19 protein-coding genes and 1 tRNA gene are annotated in these 20,548 nt (G+C 64.7%); 12 read left to right on the top strand and 8 right to left on the bottom strand.

The window, feature by feature from the left end:
* Positions 1 to 2 precede the first annotated feature (2 nt).
* Positions 3 to 2,099 carry a thioredoxin domain-containing protein gene (locus NP_RS09800; RefSeq protein WP_011323690.1) on the bottom strand — a complete coding sequence of 699 codons (2,097 nt, stop codon included), beginning with the start codon at positions 2,097 to 2,099 and terminating at the stop codon, positions 3 to 5.
* 110 nt (positions 2,100 to 2,209) lie between these two features.
* Here NP_RS09800 and NP_RS09805 point away from each other — a divergent pair, with 110 nt between their 5' ends.
* The gene (locus NP_RS09805; RefSeq protein ID WP_011323691.1) at positions 2,210 to 2,989 is read left to right on the top strand and encodes a twin-arginine translocation signal domain-containing protein; all 780 of its coding nucleotides are present in this window, start codon (positions 2,210 to 2,212) and stop codon (positions 2,987 to 2,989) included.
* An 8-nt stretch (positions 2,990 to 2,997) separates the two neighbouring features.
* Here the strand turns inward: NP_RS09805 and NP_RS09810 are convergent, their stop codons facing one another.
* Positions 2,998 to 3,801 carry an N-acyl homoserine lactonase family protein gene (locus NP_RS09810; RefSeq protein WP_011323692.1) on the bottom strand — a complete coding sequence of 268 codons (804 nt, stop codon included), beginning with the start codon at positions 3,799 to 3,801 and terminating at the stop codon, positions 2,998 to 3,000.
* Between the two features lie 145 nt (positions 3,802 to 3,946).
* Here NP_RS09810 and purD point away from each other — a divergent pair, with 145 nt between their 5' ends.
* The 4 genes from purD to NP_RS09830 all read left to right on the top strand — a co-directional run bounded on the left by purD (position 3,947) and on the right by NP_RS09830 (position 8,297).
* Positions 3,947 to 5,242, top strand: a complete 1,296-nt coding sequence (gene purD, locus NP_RS09815) for a phosphoribosylamine--glycine ligase (RefSeq protein WP_011323693.1) — start codon at positions 3,947 to 3,949, stop codon at positions 5,240 to 5,242.
* 125 nt (positions 5,243 to 5,367) lie between these two features.
* Positions 5,368 to 6,141 (top strand): pyrroline-5-carboxylate reductase, encoded by a 774-nt coding sequence (proC, locus tag NP_RS09820; RefSeq protein ID WP_011323694.1) that lies wholly within the window; start codon positions 5,368 to 5,370, stop codon positions 6,139 to 6,141.
* Entirely contained in the window at positions 6,134 to 6,988 is an 855-nt protein-coding gene (gene proB, locus NP_RS09825; RefSeq protein ID WP_011323695.1) for a glutamate 5-kinase, read from the top strand. Before proC ends, proB begins: the two co-directional genes overlap by 8 nt.
* Positions 6,981 to 8,297, top strand: a complete 1,317-nt coding sequence (locus NP_RS09830) for a glutamate-5-semialdehyde dehydrogenase (protein ID WP_011323696.1) — start codon at positions 6,981 to 6,983, stop codon at positions 8,295 to 8,297. The genes proB and NP_RS09830 overlap by 8 nt, the downstream gene beginning before the upstream one ends.
* A 40-nt stretch (positions 8,298 to 8,337) precedes the next feature.
* Here the strand turns inward: NP_RS09830 and NP_RS09835 are convergent, their stop codons facing one another.
* From NP_RS09835 to NP_RS09855, 5 genes are all read right to left on the bottom strand, one after another.
* Positions 8,338 to 8,667: a chorismate mutase gene (locus tag NP_RS09835; protein WP_049939642.1), complete on the bottom strand. Its 330-nt coding sequence runs from the start codon at positions 8,665 to 8,667 to the stop codon at positions 8,338 to 8,340.
* Entirely contained in the window at positions 8,625 to 9,467 is an 843-nt protein-coding gene (locus NP_RS09840) for a shikimate kinase (protein WP_049939643.1), read from the bottom strand. The genes NP_RS09835 and NP_RS09840 overlap by 43 nt, the downstream gene beginning before the upstream one ends.
* Positions 9,468 to 9,518: 51 nt before the next feature.
* Positions 9,519 to 9,974 carry a VOC family protein gene (locus NP_RS09845; RefSeq protein ID WP_011323699.1) on the bottom strand — a complete coding sequence of 152 codons (456 nt, stop codon included), beginning with the start codon at positions 9,972 to 9,974 and terminating at the stop codon, positions 9,519 to 9,521.
* A 48-nt stretch (positions 9,975 to 10,022) separates the two neighbouring features.
* Positions 10,023 to 10,097 (bottom strand) — tRNA-Glu (locus tag NP_RS09850).
* 148 nt (positions 10,098 to 10,245) lie between these two features.
* Positions 10,246 to 10,659: an archease gene (locus NP_RS09855; RefSeq protein WP_011323700.1), complete on the bottom strand. Its 414-nt coding sequence runs from the start codon at positions 10,657 to 10,659 to the stop codon at positions 10,246 to 10,248.
* A 95-nt stretch (positions 10,660 to 10,754) separates the two neighbouring features.
* Here NP_RS09855 and NP_RS09860 point away from each other — a divergent pair, with 95 nt between their 5' ends.
* Genes NP_RS09860 through NP_RS09870 form a run of 3 tightly spaced genes read left to right on the top strand, consistent with a single transcriptional unit; the run spans position 10,755 to position 13,526 of the window.
* Positions 10,755 to 11,246 (top strand): GNAT family N-acetyltransferase, encoded by a 492-nt coding sequence (locus tag NP_RS09860; protein WP_049939645.1) that lies wholly within the window; start codon positions 10,755 to 10,757, stop codon positions 11,244 to 11,246.
* Positions 11,247 to 11,298: 52 nt separating this feature from the next.
* Complete coding sequence (gene priS, locus NP_RS09865) at positions 11,299 to 12,480, top strand: DNA primase small subunit PriS (protein WP_011323702.1); 1,182 nt, start codon at positions 11,299 to 11,301, stop codon at positions 12,478 to 12,480.
* Complete coding sequence (locus tag NP_RS09870; protein WP_011323703.1) at positions 12,477 to 13,526, top strand: DNA replication complex subunit Gins51; 1,050 nt, start codon at positions 12,477 to 12,479, stop codon at positions 13,524 to 13,526. The genes priS and NP_RS09870 overlap by 4 nt, the downstream gene beginning before the upstream one ends.
* On the opposite strand, the gene NP_RS09875 is transcribed toward NP_RS09870, so the two are convergent.
* The gene (locus NP_RS09875) at positions 13,527 to 14,282 is read right to left on the bottom strand and encodes an alpha/beta fold hydrolase (RefSeq protein ID WP_011323704.1); all 756 of its coding nucleotides are present in this window, start codon (positions 14,280 to 14,282) and stop codon (positions 13,527 to 13,529) included. It lies immediately after the preceding gene.
* Positions 14,283 to 14,460: 178 nt separating this feature from the next.
* On the opposite strand from NP_RS09875, the gene NP_RS09880 reads away from it, so the two are divergent.
* From NP_RS09880 to NP_RS09895, 4 genes are all read left to right on the top strand, one after another.
* Entirely contained in the window at positions 14,461 to 14,697 is a 237-nt protein-coding gene (locus tag NP_RS09880; protein ID WP_011323705.1) for a DUF7127 family protein, read from the top strand.
* Between the two features lie 3 nt (positions 14,698 to 14,700).
* On the top strand, positions 14,701 to 16,980 hold the full coding sequence (locus NP_RS09885) for a CDC48 family AAA ATPase (protein ID WP_011323706.1): 2,280 nt from the start codon (positions 14,701 to 14,703) through the stop codon (positions 16,978 to 16,980).
* A 148-nt stretch (positions 16,981 to 17,128) separates the two neighbouring features.
* Positions 17,129 to 17,395, top strand: coding sequence for a hypothetical protein (locus NP_RS09890; RefSeq protein WP_011323707.1), 267 nt, complete (start codon positions 17,129 to 17,131; stop codon positions 17,393 to 17,395).
* 72 nt (positions 17,396 to 17,467) lie between these two features.
* Positions 17,468 to 20,314 carry a DEAD/DEAH box helicase gene (locus NP_RS09895; protein ID WP_049939648.1) on the top strand — a complete coding sequence of 949 codons (2,847 nt, stop codon included), beginning with the start codon at positions 17,468 to 17,470 and terminating at the stop codon, positions 20,312 to 20,314.
* Positions 20,315 to 20,548 lie beyond the last annotated feature (234 nt).

The following is a 20,548-nucleotide window of genomic DNA, read 5'->3' on the forward strand; positions in this document are numbered from 1 at the left end:
CGCTACAGCCACTCGATGGCCTCGTCGATATCGTGTTTCGGCGGCGAGCAGGTAAACGACCGACAGGCATAGACCGTCGGTTCGCCGTCTTTGGCGTCGCGGTTGGCCCAAATCGGCGGTACGTCGTCGACGTCGAGCGCCGCAAGCCACGGGTCGAGCCCGTCGTCGGTCGGCGGCCGACGGCTGAGCAGCCGTCCCGGCAGGTACGTCTCCGCCAGCGACGTCCGCCACGTTTCCGGGAGGTCCGCTGCGGCGACCGTCAACTCGATGCGACCGGCCGCGCTGTCGTGAGCCGCGGCCACGAGCGAGGTGTGTGAAAGCGGGTTCGACTCCAACGTGGAGGCGTGGGTTTCGATGACCGTTTCGGCGACGTCGTCGAAGCCAGCGTCCGGGTCAAACGCCGCGAGCCGCGACAGTAGCTCGACGGCGACGCCGGTACTCGACGGCGTTGAGCTGTCGGCGAGCTGTTGGGGGCGAGCAAGCAGCGAGTCGCCGCCTTCGGCGGTGAAATACAGCGTCCCGGCGTCGGCGTCGTAAAACTCCGACTGAATGACCCGCCCGAGCGACAGCGCAAAGGAGAGCTGCTCGACGTCGCCGGTCGCCTGATAGAGGTCAAGCGCTCCACGGCCGAGGAAGGCGTAATCCTGCAGATATCCGTCGATGCCGACGGTGCCGCCCTCGAAGCGGCGGTTGAGAACCTCCTCCGTCTCATCCCAGAGTTGCTCCCGACAGAACGACAGCGCAGCCGCGGCGTCGTCGGCGTATTCGGGGTCGAGAACGAGTGCTCCTTCCGCAAGAGCGGATATCATCAGTCCGTTCCAGCCGGCAAGGACTTTCTCGTCGCGCGGCGGGCGGCTGCGCTCGGCGCGGCTCTCGAAGAGCTGCTCGCGGGCGCGTTCGATTCGCTCTTCGACGGTTGCAGTGTCCATCACGCGCTCTGCGGCCAGCTCCTCCGGCGGTCTCGACTCGGTGAGTACTGTCGTCGCGTTCTCGAAGTTGCCGGCGTCCGTCACGCCGTAGCGCTCACAGAACAGTTCGGCGTCGGTCTCGTTGTCGACTGCCGCAGCGACCACCTCGGGCGTCCACACGTAGAACGCGCCTTCCTCTCGGGTGCCGGTGCTGTCCTCGCTTTCGGCGTCGAGCGTCGAGTAGAAGCCGCCGTCCGGGTGGGTCAGCTCCCGGTCGACGAACGCGAACGTCTCCGCGACGATTTCGGCGTATCGGTCGTCGCCGGTCACCTGATAGCCGGCGAGGAACGCCCGCGGGATTTCGGCGTTGTCGTAGAGCATCTTCTCGAAGTGGGGGACAGTCCACTCCCGGTCGACGCAGTAACGGTGGAAGCCACCGCCGACGTGGTCGTAGAGTCCGCCGGAGGCCATCGCATCAAGCGTCTCGACGGCGACATCGCGGTAGGTCTCCCGGTCGGTTTGCTGGTAGGCGCACAACAGCAGATGAATCCGTCCGGGGTGCGGGAACTTCTGGCCGCGGCCCCAGCCGCCGTGTTCACGGTCGGCGTTTCCGACGGCAGCGTTGGCGGCCGTATCGAGGAACTCCTCGCCGGGCGGCTCCGCAACTGGCTCCGGCGTGTCTTCGAGTTCGCTGGAGATAGAGGTCGCCCACTGGTCGGCCTGCTGTTCGAGCTGCTGGCGGCGCTCGGTGTCGTCCCACGCCTCGGCGATGTCTTCGAGCACTGATTTGAACCCCGGCGTGTTTTTGGTCGGCTCCGGCGGGAAGTAGGTCCCAACATGGAAGGGTTTCCCCTCGGGCGTCAGCCACACCGACAGCGGCCATCCGCCGGAGCCGCGGACCATCTGACAAACCTGCATGTAGACGTTGTCGACATCGGGACGCTCCTCGCGGTCGACCTTGATGGGGACGAAGTGCTCGTTGAGCACGTCGGCCGTGTCGGGGTCGTCGAAGCTCTCGTCGGCCATCACGTGACACCAGTGGCAGGCCGCATAGCCAATCGAAAGGAAAATCGGCACGTCCCGCTCGGCGGCGGTTTCGAGCGCCGTCTCGTCCCACGGCTGCCATGCGACGGGGTTGTCGGCGTGCTGGCGGAGGTACGGCGAGGACGCCTCGTCGAGGCGGTTTTCCATACCCCCGGTATCGAGGCGAGTGTACTAAACGGCGTGGCTTCTGGCCAACCACGCCGCGAGGCCGAGACGAGATAGCACGGTATTTCAATGGTGGGCATCTCACGGACGGTATGGAGCTTTCCCGCAGGGACGCCCTCCGCGCCGGCGGCGGCCTGCTCGCCGCCGCGGCGCTTTCTGGCTGTGTCGAAGAGCGGGTGACGCGGCGGGAGACACGCGTCACCGACAACAGCGCGTGGTCGCTTTCGACCGCGACGGAGGACGTAGCGCTTTCGGCGACAGAGTTTGATAACTACACAGAGCGGATGGCCGACCGCTACGGCGACAGCGGCGTCTGGGGGAGCGACGGCGACCCCGGCGAGGAGTTCGAGACGGCCTACGTCCAGCGCTACGCCATCAAACGCGAGACGCCCGGGAGCCCGACCGAAAGCGAATTCGACCTCGTCCCGGACAACGTCGACCCGGAAGCGCCGATGCTCATCGCCGATAGCTGTGTCGCCCTCTACCGGACGGACGACGGCCGGCACCGCTACTGGTTGTGGGCGGCGACCGACTCGACGGATAGCCGACTGGTTCGGGACGTGAACGTCACAGAAATCGCCGCCGGCGTCCGATTCCGGGACGCACCGCTCGATGACGCTGCTGTCCCGTCAGCGCTCGGCGACGAGGCGACCGCCAGCCTCGGCACGCCGCCGTCGGCGTCGTTCCCGGTTCGGGGCGGCGCGCTTGACGTGACCAACGTTCGCGACGACACGAGCGTCTACGTCGTCGAGTGGGGCGGCGAACTCGACGGTATCCAGTCAGTAAACGGCGTCTGCGAGGTGAGCCATCCCGGGGCGTACGAATTCGAGTGGACGATGTCGCTCGGTTACAACTTCTACGAGACGGTCTAACGACCTTTTCAGGCGAATTCATCACGAAGCGTCGCCACATCGACCGGGTCGTGGCCGCAGAACACGCGGACGTCGTGGCGGCGCTGTCGCTCCTGTATTTTGCGGAGGCTGTCGTACCAGTCGCGCTTGCTCCACAACAGCCCGGCTCCGAGGGGCTGTTCGTCTTCGAAGTTCGTCCGCGTGTAGAATTCGTCGCCGGCGATGAGCACCCGCCCCTCGTCGTCGAGGTCGATAGAGAGCCCCAAAAGTCCCGGCGTGTGGCCGGGGAGATGGAGGAACTCGATGTCCTCGAAATGTGTCTCGCCGTCCCGGTGGACAATCTCCCAATTGAGGTTGTGGTCGAAGTCGTCGGCGAGGTAGGCAGTGCTGCCGGCGTCAGTCTTTGCGCTGTAGTACGCGTATTTGAGCTCCGCTTCGTGGACGAACACCGGTACGTCGGTGTCGGCAAAACGGTAGAGCCCGCCCGCGTGGTCCAAGTGGAGATGCGACTGGACGACGTAGTCGATATCGTCGACGGTGTATCCGACCTCACCGAGGGCTGTATCGAGGTCCCGTTCGTCGGCATCGGCGTGTTCGAACGCTGCGTACAGTTCGTCCGGCCAGTGGCCGTCGCCGGCCTCGGGGTGGGAGCCGGTGTCCCAGAGGATAGTTCCCTCGGGGTGGTCGATGAGGAGGTTGTAGACCGGGCCATCGACGAGTGCGACATCGGGATGTGGGTTGTCCGCCGACGCCGTGATGTGTCCCTCAATGATGTGGTTGCTGTCGGTACGAATCGTTCCGCGGTCCAGTAGATGGATGTCGGCGTCGACCATACGGTCAGCACACGCCGCGCCTGTATCATCTTTTGGCGCAGCGGCGACGCGACGGCCGCGCCGGGAGCGCCACAATCCACGTCCATGCATATCTCGGCCACTGGCAAAGGCAACGTTTACACTTCCGTGCGTTCCCGATTCGCGTATGACAGAGACGGTGCTGCTCGTCGGCGGCGGCGGGCGCGAACACGCAATCGCCCGCGCGGTCGACGATTCGGAGCACGGAACCCTGTATGCTTGTGCCTCGAACCGCAATCCCGGTATCGACGAACTGGCGGCCGGATACCGCGAACTCGACGAGACCGACGCCGAGGCGGTCGTCGACTACGCCGAGTCGGTCGATGCGACGCTTGCAGCCATCGGCCCCGAGTCGGCGCTCAACGCCGGTGTCGCGGACGCACTCGATGCGGCCGGCGTGTACGCCTTCGGCCCACGCGAGGCCGAGGCCAAGATTGAGACGGACAAGGCCTTCCAGCGGGAGTTCATGGCCGACGAGAACATCCCGGGCTGTCCCGACTTCGCCACCTTTGAGGACCCCGAGGCGGCCGCCGACTACATCCGCGACTACGACGGCGACCTCGCTATCAAGCCCCGCGGGCTTACAGGCGGCAAGGGCGTCCGCGTCATCGGCGACCAGATAACCGCTGCAGAGGGCGTCGACTACGTCCTCGAAAGCGACTACGAGGAGTTCGTTCTCGAAGAGCGGCTCGTCGGCGAGGAGTTCACCGTGCAGGCGTTCGTCGCCGACGGCGACTACCGCGTTTCGCCGGCCGTTCAGGACCACAAGCGCGCCTACGAGGGCGACGAGGGACCGAACACCGGCGGCATGGGCTCGTACACCGACGCGACACCCGAGCTGCCGTTCATGGACGAGGCCGACTACGAGGCCGCCGTCGACGTTATCGACGCCGTCGTCGAGGCGATGCCCGAGTACAAGGGAATTCTCTACGGTCAGTTCATGCTTACCACCGACGGGCCGAAGGTCGTCGAATTCAATGCCCGGTTCGGCGACCCCGAGGCAATGAATACGCTCCCCGTCCTCGAGACGGACTTCGTCGAGTTGCTCGCGGCCGCCCGCGACGGCGAGCCGCTGCCGGAGCTTTCCTTCGCCGAACAGGCGACCGTCTGTAAGTACGCCGTCCCGGACGGCTACCCGACCGACCCCGAAGCGGGCGCTCGTGTCGAAATCGACGCCGAAAGCGCCGGGGAGGCCGAACTCTTCTATGCCAGCGTCGACGCCCGCGAGGACGGCATCTACACGACGACCTCCCGGTCGTTCGCGGTCGTTGGCATCGACGACGACATCAGCGGCGCAGAGCAGATCGTCGAAGCCGCCTTCGAACGAACGGGCGAAGAGGGGCTCCGCGTCCGGCACGACATCGGCAAGCCCGACCTTGTCCAGAAGCGCATCGACCACATGACCGAACTCCGCGGAGAGTAAGCGGCTTGGGGACATCCACCGGAGCACTCACCGTGCGCATCCGGTAGCCCCCCGTAACCTACGGATTGTCGGCGCGGCGGCGAAGCCAAAGTTGTATGTCCTCGACCCTACTGTACCCGATTAGGATGACTAGCGTGAGCGTTATCGGCTGTGGAAACATGGGGGGCGCCCTGTTGCGTGGCCTCGCCGAGAGCGGCAACTACACCCTGACGGCGTGTGACCTCGACCCGGAGGCCCGCGAGGCCGTCGAGGAGTACGCGGAGACGACCGACGACCCGGCCGTCGCCGCCGACGCCGACATCGTCGTCGTCGCCGTCAAGCCCCACATCGCCAGAGACGTCGTCGACGACATCGAGCTATCGTCGGACCAGACGCTTGTCACTATCGCCGCGGGCGTCTCGACGGACGCCCTCGCAGACCGGACTGACGCGACTGTCGTCCGCGTGATGCCGAATCTCGCCGCCGAGACCCGCAACATGGCGGCGGCCGTAACGGAATCAACCGTCACCGACGATGTCCGGTCGATGCTCGACGATGTCGGCGAATTCGTCGACATCGACGAGGAGTTGATGGACATCGCGACCGCAGTCAACGGAAGCGGTCCGGCCTTCGTCTTCTATCTCATCGACGCGATGCGGCAGGCTGGCGTCGAAAGCGGACTCGACGATGAGGACGCGCGAGTCCTCGCCGCACAGACGTTCAAGGGGGCCGCCGAAACCGTACTGCGGTCCGATGAGGACATCGAGACGCTCATCGACGCCGTCTGCTCGCCGAACGGGACGACCATCGAAGGGATGGACGTGCTGTGGGACAGCGACGCCGACGAAGCGGTCGTCGATGCGGTCGCCGCAGCCGAGCGCCGTTCGAAGGAACTGGCCGACGAATCCGACGATGAGTGAAACGATAGCCGACGAACTCGGTTCGGTGCCCCAATCGGTTGTCGAAGCCGCACGCGAAGACGCCGCAAACGCCAAGCGCGTCGTCGTCAAGGCGGGGACGAACTCGCTCACCGACGAGGAGTCGAACCTCGACGACGACAAACTCGACAAGCTCGTCGATGACATCGCCGACCTCCTCGAGCGGGACAAGGATGTCCTGCTCGTCTCATCCGGCGCGGTCGGAGCCGGCATCGGACGGGTCGGCTACGGCAGCAGGACGGTCGAGGAATCACAGGCGCTGTCGACGGTCGGCCAGAGCCACCTGATGCGCCGGTACACCGAGAGCTTCGAGCGGTACGACCGAAAGGTCGCCCAGATTCTCCTGACCCAGCAGGACCTCGAAAACCCCGAGCGGTTCACGAACTTTTGTAACACCGTCGAGACGCTGCTTGAGTGGGACATCGTCCCGATAATCAACGAAAACGACGCCGTCGCGACACAGGAGATTCGCATCGGCGACAACGACATGCTCTCGTCGTCGGTCGCTGTCGGCGTCGACGCCGACCTGCTGGTGACGTTGACCGATGTCGACGCTGTCTACACCGGCAACCCGAAGGAAGACCCCGACGCCGAGCGTATCGAAGCGGTCGGAGAGAACTACGACCAGATACAGGGGCTCGTCGAGGAGAGCTCTTCGTCGGACTTCGGCGGCATCCGAACCAAAGTCGAGGGGGCGCGCAACGTCAGCGAATACGGTATCCCCGCAATCATCGCCGGCTCCGCCGAACCGGACGTACTACAACAAATCGCCACCGGCAAATCGGTGGGCACACTATTTGTCCCAATAAACGGTGAGACAGATGACTGAGACGACCGAAGCCAAAGTCGACGCCGCACAGACCGCCGCGCTCGAACTCGCAAACGAAAGCGACGAAGCCCGGCAAGAGAACCTGCAGGCCATCGCCGACGCCATCGACGAACGGCGGGCGGAGGTTCTCGAAGCAAACGAAAAGGACGTCGAAGCGGCCGAGGAGATGCTGGAGGCCGGCGAGTACAGCCAAGCGCTCGTCGACCGGCTGAAGCTTTCCGACGCAAAACTCGACAGTATCATCGAGATGGTCCGCAGCGTCGCCGGTCAAGAAGACCCCCTCGGAAAGACGCTCACCGCCCGGGAACTCGACGATGGGCTCGACCTGTATAAGGTGTCGGTCCCCATCGGCGTCATCGGGACCGTCTTCGAGTCCCGTCCCGACGCCTTGGTTCAGATTGCGGCGCTCAGCCTCCGGTCCGGCAACGCCGTCATCCTGAAGGGCGGCAGCGAGGCCAGCCACTCGAACCGGGTCCTCTATGAGATTATTCGCGAGGCGACAGCGGACCTTCCCGACGGCTGGGCACAGCTCATCGAGGCCCGCGAGGATGTCGATAGACTGCTTGGAATGGATGATTCGGTCGACCTGCTGATGCCGCGTGGCAGCTCGGCGTTCGTCAGCTACATCCAAGACAACACCAGCATCCCGGTGCTGGGCCACACCGAAGGTGTCTGCCACGTCTATGTCGACGACGCAGCCGACCTCGACATGGCAACCGACATCGCATACGACGCAAAGGTCCAGTATCCGGCGGTCTGCAACGCCGTCGAGACGCTCTTGGTCCATGAGGATGTCGCCGAGGAGTACCTGCCCGACATCGCGGCCCGATACGCCGAGGCAGACGTCGAGATGCGCGGCGACGAGGCCACCCGCTCGGTGCTTGACCGCGACATCGAGGCCGCGACAGACGACGACTGGACCAGCGAATACGGCGACCTCATCGTAGCCATCAAAGTCGTTGACTCGCTGGAGTCGGCCATCGACCACATCAACACAAACGGCTCCAAGCACACCGAGTCCATCGTCACCGAGGACGACGGCCGGGCGTCGACATTCATGCGCCGGCTCGACTCGGCGAGTGTCTTCCACAACGCTTCGACGCGCTTCAGCGACGGCTACCGGTTCGGGCTCGGTGCGGAGGTCGGTATCAGCACCGGCAAGATACACGCCCGCGGCCCGGTCGGCCTTAAGGGGCTCACGACGTACAAATACCACCTCGAAGGCGACGGTCACCTCGTGGCGACCTACGCCGGCGAGGACGCCAAGCCGTTCAGCCACGAGGAGTTCGACGGCGAGTGGTCACCCTAACCGAGCCGGGCGAGGGCCGATTATAGCGCTTGGAAGAAGACTATCGGCTTTCGCGCTGTTCGACCTTGTTCAGTTCTATCAGCAGGCGGAAAATTGCTTTGACGAGATTGGCGTCGACATCGAACTGTTCGGCGTTCTCGCCGGCCCGCTCCATGACGGCTTCCTCCTGTGACTCGTCGGTCGTGGGCAGGCCACGCTCGCGTTTGACGGCGGCGATGCTCTCTGCGACGTAGGTCCGCTGGGCGATGAGTTCGACGATTTCTTGGTCGATACTCTGTATCTCCTTGCGGAGTTCGTCGAGGTCCATCTCTGCGGGGTCGCCGCGAGTCATTTCCGTGTCGCTCCGGTCTGTTGTGTCGTTGTCAGCCATGTGTGTCCCTCTCTGTTGCTCCAGGTAGTTTCCAGCGATTCGAGCGTCTCCCGGTCGCCGACAGCCGTGTAGCTGGGGCCGGTGCCGGAAAGCGACGCGGCGGCGGCCGGCAACGCCTCGACGAGCGGGTCGGTCGGATAGCCAAGCGCCGCACAGAAAGCGAAGCCGTTGACGCACATCGCCCGCTCGTAGTCGCCATCGCGGGCCAGTTCGTAGACGACATCGGCCATCGGCGCGATTCGCTCACAGCGGTCGGCGTCGGCATCCGCCGAGAACGCCCGTTCGTCCGGCGTATAAACCAGCACGTCCCAGTCCGGCTCGTCGCGCTGTAGCAGTTCGTCGCTCGTGTTGTCGGTGACGGTGACGCCGCCGAGCATCGACGCCGAGGCGTCGTCGAAGGCTCCGGTAACGGTGACACCGACATCGCGAGCGGCGTCGACGCCGATACGGCAAGCCGCCTCGCGGTCGAGGTCGACATCCAGCGCCGCAAGCGTCGCCAGCACCGTTGCGTTGGCGGCGGCGCTGGAGCTTTTCAGCCCCGAGGCCATCGGCACGTCGCTTTCGGTCCGGACGTGGCCGCCTTGGCCGTCGCCGAACCGTTCGACGACGGCTTCGACACACCGCTCGATGAGACGCGTGTCCGCATCGGGGGCGTCGGCTATTTCGCCGGTGACGGACCCGGTATCGTCCAGCGTCACCGTCGCCTCGGTGTAGGCGTCGATGGCGAACGCCGAGCCATACCCGTTCGCCAGCGCGTTCAGTACGGTCCCTGCCGCGGGTGCGGCTGCGCGACCCTCCATCGTCTCCATCTCTTCCGGGGGCACACAAAGCCGTGGCGGTTGCCGCGGCGGCTACGGCTCTAGAAGCTCGATGCGGTTGCCGTCGGGGTCACGCAGGAAGACGAGCCGCGTGCCGCTGGCAGTCGTTTGTGGGTCGCTGAGCGGGGCAACGCCGTCGGGCAGGTCGTTAACAAAGGCATCGACATCAGCAACCTCAAAGGCGACATGTGCCGCACCGGGCTGGACGAGTTCGGCCGACGGGGTCGGCTCGCCCGCCGGCTCGTAGGCGACGAGTTCGAGTCGCGTGCCGCCGGCATCAAGGTGGGCAAAGGAGCCGGCAGCGCCATCGACGCCGACGACCGTCTCGAAGGCCTCGCCGTCGACGGTAAAGCGACTCTCGACGGTACAGTCGAAGAGGTCGGTATAGAACGCAATCGCCCGTTCGAGGTCGGAGACGGTCAGCCCGACGTGGTGGGCCGTGGGGCGTTCGGCTGCCGTGGCGTCGGCTGTCGAGTCAGCGTCAGTCATCGCTAGTACAGAGACAGCAACGGCTGAAAGAGCGTTGTGGTCTGAGAATGCTCGCTAGGGGATTTGAACCCCTGTCATCGGCTCGAAAGGCCAATATGATTGGCCGGGCTACACCAAGCGAGCGACATCTGCACGTGGGAGGTCAGTGATAATAAACCTGTCCTTATAGCTCGACGACGCGGCCGCAGTCTGCGGATTTCGGGAGGGAATACCACACGTTGCAGCGGACGTACTGGTCCGACAACACACCGCCACACGTCGTCGCCGCGCCCTACACATCGAAGACGACGTAGGCACGCCAGCCGTCCTCGGTTTCGGTGAGTTCCATCTCGGAGTACGTGACGGCCTTGATTTCGCGCGCTGTGATTGCATCGAGCGGCACGCCGCGAGCGGACCCCTCCAGCTGCCAGTCGCCGGCGTCTTCCTCGACAGCCAGTTCGTGGTCGACAGGGAGGACACCGCGGACATCCCGCTGGTAGATGAGCTCGGCGAGATACTCAAAAAGCAGCGCCTCCCGAGATTCGGCTGCGGCCGCGACCGAAACCCGGTCGCCGCGGTCGTCGGGCCACGTCTCACAGTGGGCCGCCGAGAGCCCGTCGGCAACGGCCGCAAAGACCGCATCGAGCGTCGCGCCGGTCGCCGCGACGGCGATGTCGGCGGTGTGGTCGCGGAGTTCGTATCCCATCAGCGGAACCCACCGGGCGGGCGACCGAAAGCGTTGCGGGGCGAGTGACGCCGAGGGCGGTGGAATTATATTCGGCGACGCCGTAGTTCGTGGCAGTGAGTGTCACCATCGACACCCGGACCATCGGTGCCGGTGACGACGCCCTCGTCGAATCTGCGTGGGAGTTGAAAGAACGGATTCGGCGCGCCGAGGGCGTCCTCAAACAGCGCCGGGACTTCTTCACCGATGCCTACCGGCGCGCGCGCGTCTACGCGCTCGTCGAGCCCGGCTACGACGACGAGCAATTGGTCGGCTTCGCGGCGACACGACGGGACGGCTACATCCTCTTTTTGGCGGTCGACCCCAACTACCGCGACCGTGGCTTCGGGAGCCAACTGGTCGCGGCGGTCGCCGACGACCACAGCTCTGTCACCTGCCATGCCCGGACGACAAACGAGCCGGCGCTCGATTTCTACCGGTCGCTCGGCTTCGAAATCGAGCGTCGAATCGACGACTACTACGAAGACCACGGCGACGCCTACTACCTCCGGCTTGGCGAAAACGAGAGCCTGACGACGAAGCTCTCGCGGTTCATGCCGGGGACCTAGTCGGGCGGCGGCGGACGGCAATGCTTTTTCGTCGGACCGTGCTACCGCGGGTATGAACGGTCGCACCCGTGAGTATCTCAAGGGCCGGTTCGGCGACCACTACCGCCGGGCGTCACTGTCGCCGCCGCCGGCCGCCAACGAGCGCGAGTGGGGCTACATCACGTGGGGCGACGGCGGGACCACGATGGTCCGCCACCACTCGTATCTCGATGTGACCGGCGGCGGGGACCTCGGCGGCTTTCTGGCAGGCGAGCGCCCGCGACACGTCTATTTTTCTGCGGGTCGGTACGACGACCCCGGAGCCAGCAGCATGGGACAGAAGGGCTGGCGGGGCTCCGATTTGGTTTTCGACCTCGACGCCGACCACCTTCCCGGCATCGACCCCAGCGAGACGAGCTATGCGGCGATGCTCGAAGCTTGCAAGGGTGCGCTCAGTCGGCTGCTGGACCTGTTGGTCGAGGATTTCGGCTTCGAGCCGCTCGCTGTCGTTTTCTCCGGCGGTCGAGGATATCACGTCCACGTTCGCAGAGACGACGTACTCGAACTCGACCGAACCGCGCGTCGGGAAATCGTCGAGTACGTGCTCGGCGAGGGACTCGACTTCGACGACATCGTCTCGACACAGGCGGTCGCCGGCAGTGCGGGGCGGTCGTCGCCGGCACAAAAGCGAACGCTGCCGGACGGCGGCTGGGCCGGCCGCGTCCGAACGCGGCTGACCACACTCTTTGATGAGGTACTCACAATGGAGGAGGCGGCGGCGCTCGACCGACTCCGGGAGTTCGACGGCATCGGCGAAGGAAAAGCCAAGGCGGCACTGACCGCGGCCAGAAACAACCGCGAGGAACTAACGAAGGGCAACGTCGATGTTCATCCGGCGGTCTACAGCATCGCGCGGGAACTCTTCGAGACCGTCGTCGAAGCGGAGTCCGCACCCATCGACGAGCCGGTCACGACGGATATCAACCGGCTGATACGGCTGCCGGGGAGCCTCCACGGCGGCACCGGACTGGAGGTCCAGCACCTCGACCGCGACGCTATCGACGCGTTCGACCCGCTTTCCGATGCGGTCCCCGAGACATTCGTCGGCAACGAGATAGCGATATACACCCAGGAACCGACGACGGTCGAGCTCCGTGGGGAAAGCTTTAGGCTCTCGGAGGGTGTGTCTTCCGTCCCGGAGTACGTGGGCGTCTTCGCGATGGCCCGCGGCTATGCGAGCAAGGCAGGAGAATGAACCTCGACGAACTACAATCCGTACAGGCACGCGAGCGCCAGTCCAGCGACCTCCAGCAGCTTCGCCCGTCGTTTTATCGTGAGGTTGGGGCGTTCGTCCAAGAGCTGACCGAGCAGCGCGCGCGCGTCGTCGAGGAAGTCGACGACCCGTTCTCCTCGCCGAAGGTACGACAGTTGACCAACGACATCGAGACGGCCGAACAGACCGTCGAGGCGATATACGAACGGCGCGTCGGCAAGGTCGTCAAGAAGGCCTCCATTGCTGCGGCCGGGATGCCCGTCGACGATGCCGGCCTGACAGACGAGGAGGAACGGCTCTTTGAGGACCTTGTCGACCGCATCGAGGACAACCGCGACGCGGTGCTTTCGGTACTCGACGGGGACGGCCCCGACGTGTCGTGTTCAGTTGGCGGAACAGAACAGCCCAAAAGTAAGACAGAACCGGCCGCAGCCGACACGTCCGAGCCGGACGCACCGACAGCACCTGACGGTCGCTCGTCACCGTCGGCGGAAGATGGTGTCAGCGCCGCGGACCTGATGGGCTCCGGCAGCGACGAGGGCGGCGACAGCGACGAGCCAGCGGCCGACACACCAGTCGAACCGTCAGCCCCGGACCAGTCCACGCCGTCGGAAGCTGAACAGCCCACGGCGTCGGACCCCGAACAACCCGCTCCGCCGGAGCCGGAACAGCCGTCCACGGCAACCGCAGAGCAGCCCATCCCGTCGGAGGGCCCGCCGGCACCGAATCCCGAACAGCCGAGCGGTGATGGGCACCCGGTCCCGCCAGACCCACCGGAACAGGCCGAGGCAACCGATGGCGGGACAGCGGCCGCCGGCCCGTCGACTGAATCGGCATCGGACGCTACTGAGACGGCGTCGTCGATGCCCGGACTGCCGCGTACAACGGTCCGCATTACCGCCGATGTCGGTGAGATTGTCGGCGCTGACGACCGTGATTACGAACTCGGCTCCGAGGATGTCGTCACGCTTCCGGAGCCGAACGCCGAGGTGCTCGTCGAGAAGGACGCCGCAGAGCGGCTTGACTGATTAATCGAGGAACGAGCGAACGGCCTCGTTGAACGCTGCCGGTCGTTCGAGCATCGGCATGTGTGCCGCGTCGTCGAATATCGTAAGCGAACAGTCCGGCAGCTCGTCGGCGAGGAACTCGTGGAACGCCGGCGGCGTCAGCGGGTCGTGTTCACCGCAGAGCGCCAGCGTGGGCACCGAAACCGTGCCGACGCGGTCGCGGACATCATAGGCGTCACAGGTCTCGAAGTCCCGGAGCGTCACGTCCTGTCCGGTCTCCAGCAGCGCCTGTCTGGACGGTTCGACGAGCTCGTCGCTTGGCTCGTGGAACAGCATATCGGGACGGTGGAGGAAATCAACCGCGCCCTCGAAGTCCGCCGAAATAGTGTCGAGAAAGTCCGGGTCTACCGAGAGCTTTGCGCCGGTGTCGGCGAGTATCAATCCGTCGGGCTCGAAGGCCCGTTCGAGCACAATCCACAGCGCGACAGCGCCGCCCATCGAGTTGCCGCAGAGTACGCTCGCGCCGGTGGCTTCACAGACTGCAACGACATCATCAGCGTAGGCGTCAAGCGTCTCCGTCCCGGCGTCGGCCGAGATATCATCGCTTTCGCCGTGCCCCGAAAGGTCGAGGGCAACCGCCGGCGGAGCGTCACCGCGGAACTGCTGGGTCCAGACGTCGTGTGCCCCCCCAGCGCCGTGGATGTAGCAGACGGTCGGGTCGTCGTCGCTCGCTGTCCGATAGGCCGTCGTCCGGCCGTCGTGGCTGACAGTCTCCATGGCGGACGGTTGCGGCCGTCGAGTATAAACACAGCGACGTCCCTGTCGCTTGTGTGTCGGGGGTGTCCGTGGGCTGTTTCTGTGTGAACCGCAATTCTACTATTCTTTAACGGCCCTGCCGCTTGAGGGCGTTTTCAGGAAAAAGCTTATATACCTTGAAGACTAACTCTGAGTTAGCATGAGAGAAAAACTCCGCACACTCCGGAACGACCTCGACGGTCCTGTCCGGCAATACGACTACGAGGACGCGGCTGTTCTCGCAGCGGACTTCGGTGCCGTCGACGGCCACGTCGACGTCGTCGACGGCACTGCAATCGTCGTCGTTGACGGCGAGCAATACGAGTTCGCAGTACCGGCTGACCCGGCCCGTGCTGTTATGAACAATGGGGTCGTCACCATTGAGATGGAGCGATAATCCATGAAGCTGACTGTCAAACCCCTCAAGCAGAAAGACGCCGGCCGCGGGTTGGCCGCCATCGACCGCGCCGCCATGGACGAACTCGACGTCGAGAACGGCGACTACGTCGTCCTCGATAGCGGCGACTCCCGCGCCGTCGCTCGCGTGTGGCCCGGCTATCCCGAAGACGAAGGCAACGGCGTCGTCCGCGTCGACGGTCGGCTTCGGCAAGAGGCAGACGTCGGCATCGATGACAACGTCCACATCGAGCCGGCCGATGTCAACCCCGCCAAGGAAGTGACTGTTGCGCTGCCGCAGAACCTCCGCATTCGCGGAAACATCGGCCCGCATATTCGCGACAAGCTCAGCGGGCAGGCGGTCACGGAGGGACAGAACGTGCCCTTCTCGCTCGGCCTCGGCCCGCTCTCGTCGAAGAGCGGCCAGCGGATTCCGCTGAAAATCGCCGGCACGGAGCCGAGCGGCACCGTCGTCGTCACCGATTCGACGGAGATTCAGGTCAGCGAAAAGCCGGCCGAGCAGATCGCCGGGCCTTCCGATGGGTCGGGAGCGGCGCCCGGCGAGGGCGGCACGCCCTCGGTGACCTACGAGGACATCGGCGGCCTCGACAGCGAGCTCGAACAGGTCCGTGAGATGATCGAGCTGCCGATGCGACACCCAGAGCTGTTCCAGCAGCTCGGCATCGAGCCGCCGAAAGGTGTCCTCCTACACGGCCCGCCGGGGACTGGGAAGACCCTGATGGCGAAGGCTGTTGCCAACGAAATCGACGCCCACTTTACGGACATCTCCGGCCCCGAGATCATGTCAAAATACTACGGGGAATCCGAAGAACAGCTCCGTGAGGTGTTCGACGAGGCCTCGGAAAACGCGCCCGCGATCGTCTTCATCGACGAAATCGACTCAATCGCGCCCAAGCGGGGCGAGACCAGCGGCGATGTCGAGCGTCGGGTTGTCGCGCAACTGCTGAGCCTGATGGACGGTCTCGAAGAGCGCGGCGATGTCATCGTCATCGGCGCAACCAACCGCGTCGATGCGATTGACCCTGCGCTCCGACGCGGCGGCCGCTTCGACCGCGAAATCGAAATCGGCGTCCCCGACAAGGAGGGCCGCAAGGAGATTCTGCAGGTCCACACCCGCGGAATGCCGCTGGCTGACGGCATCGACCTCGAACAGTACGCCGAAAACACCCACGGCTTCGTCGGCGCGGACCTCGAAAGCCTAACCAAAGAAGCCGCGATGAACTCGCTGCGGCGCATTCGGCCGGAGCTCGACCTCGAGCAGGACGAAATCGAGGCTGAGGTCCTTGAGTCGATGACTGTCACCGAGAGCGACTTCAAAGACGCGCTCAAGGGCGTCACGCCGTCGGCGATGCGAGAGGTCTTCGTCGAGGTACCCGACACCACCTGGGATGCGGTCGGCGGTCTCGATGACACCAAATCGCGGCTCCGCGAGACCATCCAGTGGCCGCTGGAGTACCCCGAGGTGTTCAAGCAGATGGACATGCAGGCCGCCAAGGGCGTCCTCCTGTATGGCCCGCCCGGCACCGGGAAGACCCTGATGGCAAAGGCCATCGCCAACGAGGCCCAATCGAACTTCATCTCGATCAAGGGTCCGGAGCTGCTGAACAAGTACGTCGGCGAATCCGAGAAGGGCGTCCGCGAAGTCTTCGAGAAGGCACGGTCGAACGCTCCGACTGTCGTCTTCTTCGACGAAATCGACTCCATCGCCGGCGAACGCGGCGAACGGATGGGCGACTCCGGCGTCGGCGAGCGCGTCGTCTCCCAGCTTCTGACCGAGCTGGACGGCCTCGAAGAACTCGAAGACGTGGTCGTCATCGCGACGACGAACCGTCCCGACCTCATCGACTCGGCGCTTTTGCGCCCCGGCCGGCTGGACCGCCACATCCACGTTCCGGTTCCCGACGAGGAGGCTCGCGAGGCAATCTTCGCCGTCCACACCCGGAACAAACCGCTCGCCGACGATGTGGACATCAGCGAATTGGCTGGACGGACCGACGGCTACGTCGGCGCCGACATCGAGGCCGTCTGCCGTGAGGCCTCGATGGCCGCCACACGCGAGTTCATCGAGAGCGTCTCCCCCGAGGAGGCAGCCCAAAGCGTCGGCAACGTCCGCATCACTGCCGAACACTTCGAGGAAGCCCTCGACGAGGTCGGCCCAAGCGTGAGCGAGGACACTCGCGAACGCTACGAGGAAGTCGAAGAGGAATTCACGCCCGGTGAGGAGCCGTCCGGCAAATCCGATGTCGGCCGGACGTTCCACTGAGTCCGGGGGTCACTCACTCGGAGTGCCTCCTGTCACTCCAGTCCTCGGCTGGTGTGTCGGAGCATCTCATCAGATATTATTTTCCATTATATATAACTAAATACCACCGTACAGCAGATACTTATTTCTCCGACAGCTAGGCCTGAATATGATGTCCCCGGACAAGAAGTCGACGCTGTTCTGTCCGGACTGCGACCACTACGGTCCGATGGCGACCGACTGGTCCCGCAGCCGGCGGGACGGCAGAGAGGAACTGGAATGTCCCGACTGCGGGACCGTCGTCGTCAGCCAGCCGCAGTTCGGCACAGCTGACGATGGACGCACGCGAGTGGCGCTTGCCGCCTGTGCCGGGCTTGCAACGCTGCTGGCCGGACTGGTGCAGCTGGCGGGCTTTTTCAGCGTTCACAGCCGATAGTGTGGCCGTGATTGCGGCCGGTGATGTGGGAGAGCGGGCCGCTTATTCCGTTCGCGGAACAAGGACACGATGATGAGTGAGGGCCACAGCGCCGCAGCCGGAATGGACGCCTTCGCGCGGCTCCACGACGATGTCCGGCAGGCGCTCTCGGAGCGTGGGTTCTCGACACCGACCGCCCCACAGCGGAAGGCGATTCCAACGCTTGCGGCCGGCGAGAGCGGACTTGTTGTCGCTCCGACCGGTTCGGGGAAGACGGAGACAGCGATGCTGCCCGTGTTGTCATCGATTCAGGAACGACCGCCACGACACGGGATACAGGCGCTCTATATCACGCCGCTGCGGGCGCTGAACCGCGACATGCGCGAGCGGCTCGAATGGTGGGGCGAGACGCTCGGTATCGATATCGACGTGCGGCACGGCGATACGACCGACTACCAGCGACAAAAGCAGGCCGAAGACCCGCCGGACGTGCTAGTGACGACGCCGGAGACGCTACAGGCGATGTTCACCGGTGAGAAGCTCCGGCGGGCCATCGAGGACATCGAGCACATCGTCGTCGACGAGGTCCACGAACTCGCCGGCTCCAAGCGCGGCGCACAACTGACAGTCGGGCTTGAACACCTTCGGGAACACGCAGGTCCGTTCCAGCGTATCGGCCTCTCGGCGACGGTCGGCGACCCCACAGAAGTGGGTCGGTTTCTGACCGGCGACCGGGGGTGCCACGTCACCGACGTCGAAGCCGGAACGAACCTCGATGTGACCGTCCGGACACCCGAGATACGACCTGAAGACCGGACTGCGGCCGGCGAACTGCTGACCGACGCCGAGGTGGCAAGCCACGTCCGTGTTATCGACGAACTGGTCGACGCCCACGACTCGGTGCTGATATTCGTCAACACCCGGCAGACGGCAGAGGGACTCGGCTCGCGGCTGAAAGCCTACGGCACGAATATCGGTATCCACCACGGGTCGCTGTCGAAGTCGGCCCGCATCGATGTCGAGGACGCGTTCAAGACCGGGGAGATCGACGGGCTCATGTGTACCTCCTCGATGGAGCTCGGCATCGACGTCGGGGACATCGACCACGTCATCCAGTATGCGAGTCCGCGAGAGGTCCGGCGGCTACTCCAGCGGGTCGGCCGGGCAGGCCACCGGCGCGACGAAACGTCTTCGGGGACGGTCATTACGACCCATCCTGACGACACCTTCGAGGCGCTTTCCATCGTCGACCGCGCCGAGCGTGGGGCCGTCGAATCGGCCGGCATCCACCACGGAAGCCTCGATACGGTCGCCAACCAAATCGCGGGCCTTCTGATGGGGTTCGAAGAGCTCCCCGCGGCCCGCGCCTACGAGATACTGACCCGGGCCTATCCGTTCCGGAACCTCCCGGAAGAGCAGTTCAAAGCCGTCGTGCGGGAGCTCTCGGAGAACCGCATCCTGTGGCTCGAAGAAGGCGACGACCGCATCGAGAAATCCGGCGGGACGTGGCAGTACTTCTATGCGAACCTCTCGATGATACCCGACGAGGCCAATTATACGGTCACGGACATGGCCTCCGGCGACCCGGTCGGAACGCTCGCCGAGCGCTTTGTTGTCACGTTCGCCGAGCCCGGCGAGACGTTTGTACAGGGTGGCGAGATGTGGCGCATTACGGAAATCGACGACGAAGAAGAGGAGGTACTCGTTTCGCCCATCGAGGACCCGACCGGCGAGGTGCCCTCGTGGGTCGGCCAGGAGATACCGGTCCCCCGCGGTGTTGCGGAGGCTGTCGCAACCGCCCGTGCTGACGCCCGGGGCCGGTTCGACGGCGGCGACGGCCGCGGTGCGGTCGCCCGGTCGGTCGCCGACCGCTACCCGACCGACGAACACACCGCAAGCGAGGCGCTGAAACCGGTCGAAGCCCACAAAGGGCCGATTCCGACCCCCGACCGAATCGTCGTCGAGGGGTTCGGCCGACAAATCGTCCTCAATGCCGCTTTCGGCCACACGGCCAACGAAACGCTGGGGCGGCTGCTCTCGGCGCTTATCGGCCAACAAACCGGCGGCTCAGTGGCAATGGAGGTCGACCCCTACCGCATCGAACTCGAAGTCCCGTCGGGGACCTCCATCGGCGATGTCGTCGAGCTACTGGAGACCACGGACCCCGACCACGTGCCGACGCTCGTCGAACTGAGCCTGAAAAACGCCGAGACGCTGAAATTTACGCTCGCGCAGGTGGCCGCGAAGTTCGGTGCGCTGAAGCGCTGGAAAGGGACCGGCTCCAGCCAGAACCGCTTCGGCAAGGACCGGCTGCTGGCGGCGCTTGAGGATACCCCCATCTACGACGAGGCGGTCCGAGTCGTCCTCCACGAACAGCTCGATGTCGACGGCGCAAGCGATATACTCTCCCGGTTGCAGTCCGGCGACATCGAGCTGGCGACGGTCGGCGAGCGAACCGCGCTCGGACAGGCGGGCCGCTCGTCTGGCCGGGAGCTGCTGTCGCCGGAGAACGCCGACGCCTCCGTCGTCGAGACGGTCAAGGAACGAATCCTCGACGACGACGTGTTGCTTGCCTGCCTGCACTGCAAAGAGTGGGACCGCAGACAGACGGTAAAGCGGGTCGACGACCAGCCGGAGTGTCCGCTGTGCGGGTCGACACGAATCGCGGCGCTAAACCCGTGGGCCGATGAGGTGCTTGAGGCAGTGCGGACCGACGACAAGGACGACGACCAACAAAAAGCGACCGAACGCGCATACAAGGCCGCCAGTATCGTTCAAAGCCACGGTAAACGGGCCGTTATCGCGCTCGCTGCCAGAGGCGTCGGGCCACGGAACGCCGCCTACATCATCAACAACCACCGCGAGGAGGAAGCCGACTTCTACCGCGACATCATCGAACGCGAACGTCAGTACGCCCGGACGAAGTCGTTCTGGGATTAGCCCCATTAACCAGCAATATTGTCATGTTCCTCTGTCGTGTCTGATAAATATAATTAAAATTATATATCTTGTACCGTCCGGCAGTTAGCCGAACAGAGAGTATATAAAAGGCCATTATACCGTGTCATCACCACTCCTCGCGCCTCTACCACCGGTTTTGCGGCCACTGGCGAGGAGTGGAAACCGTTTCCGCAACGGGAAGGAGGATGGGTGTACCCCTCATGTGTCCGTATA

The organism is Natronomonas pharaonis DSM 2160 (assembly GCF_000026045.1).
GTDB lineage: Archaea > Halobacteriota > Halobacteria > Halobacteriales > Haloarculaceae > Natronomonas > Natronomonas pharaonis.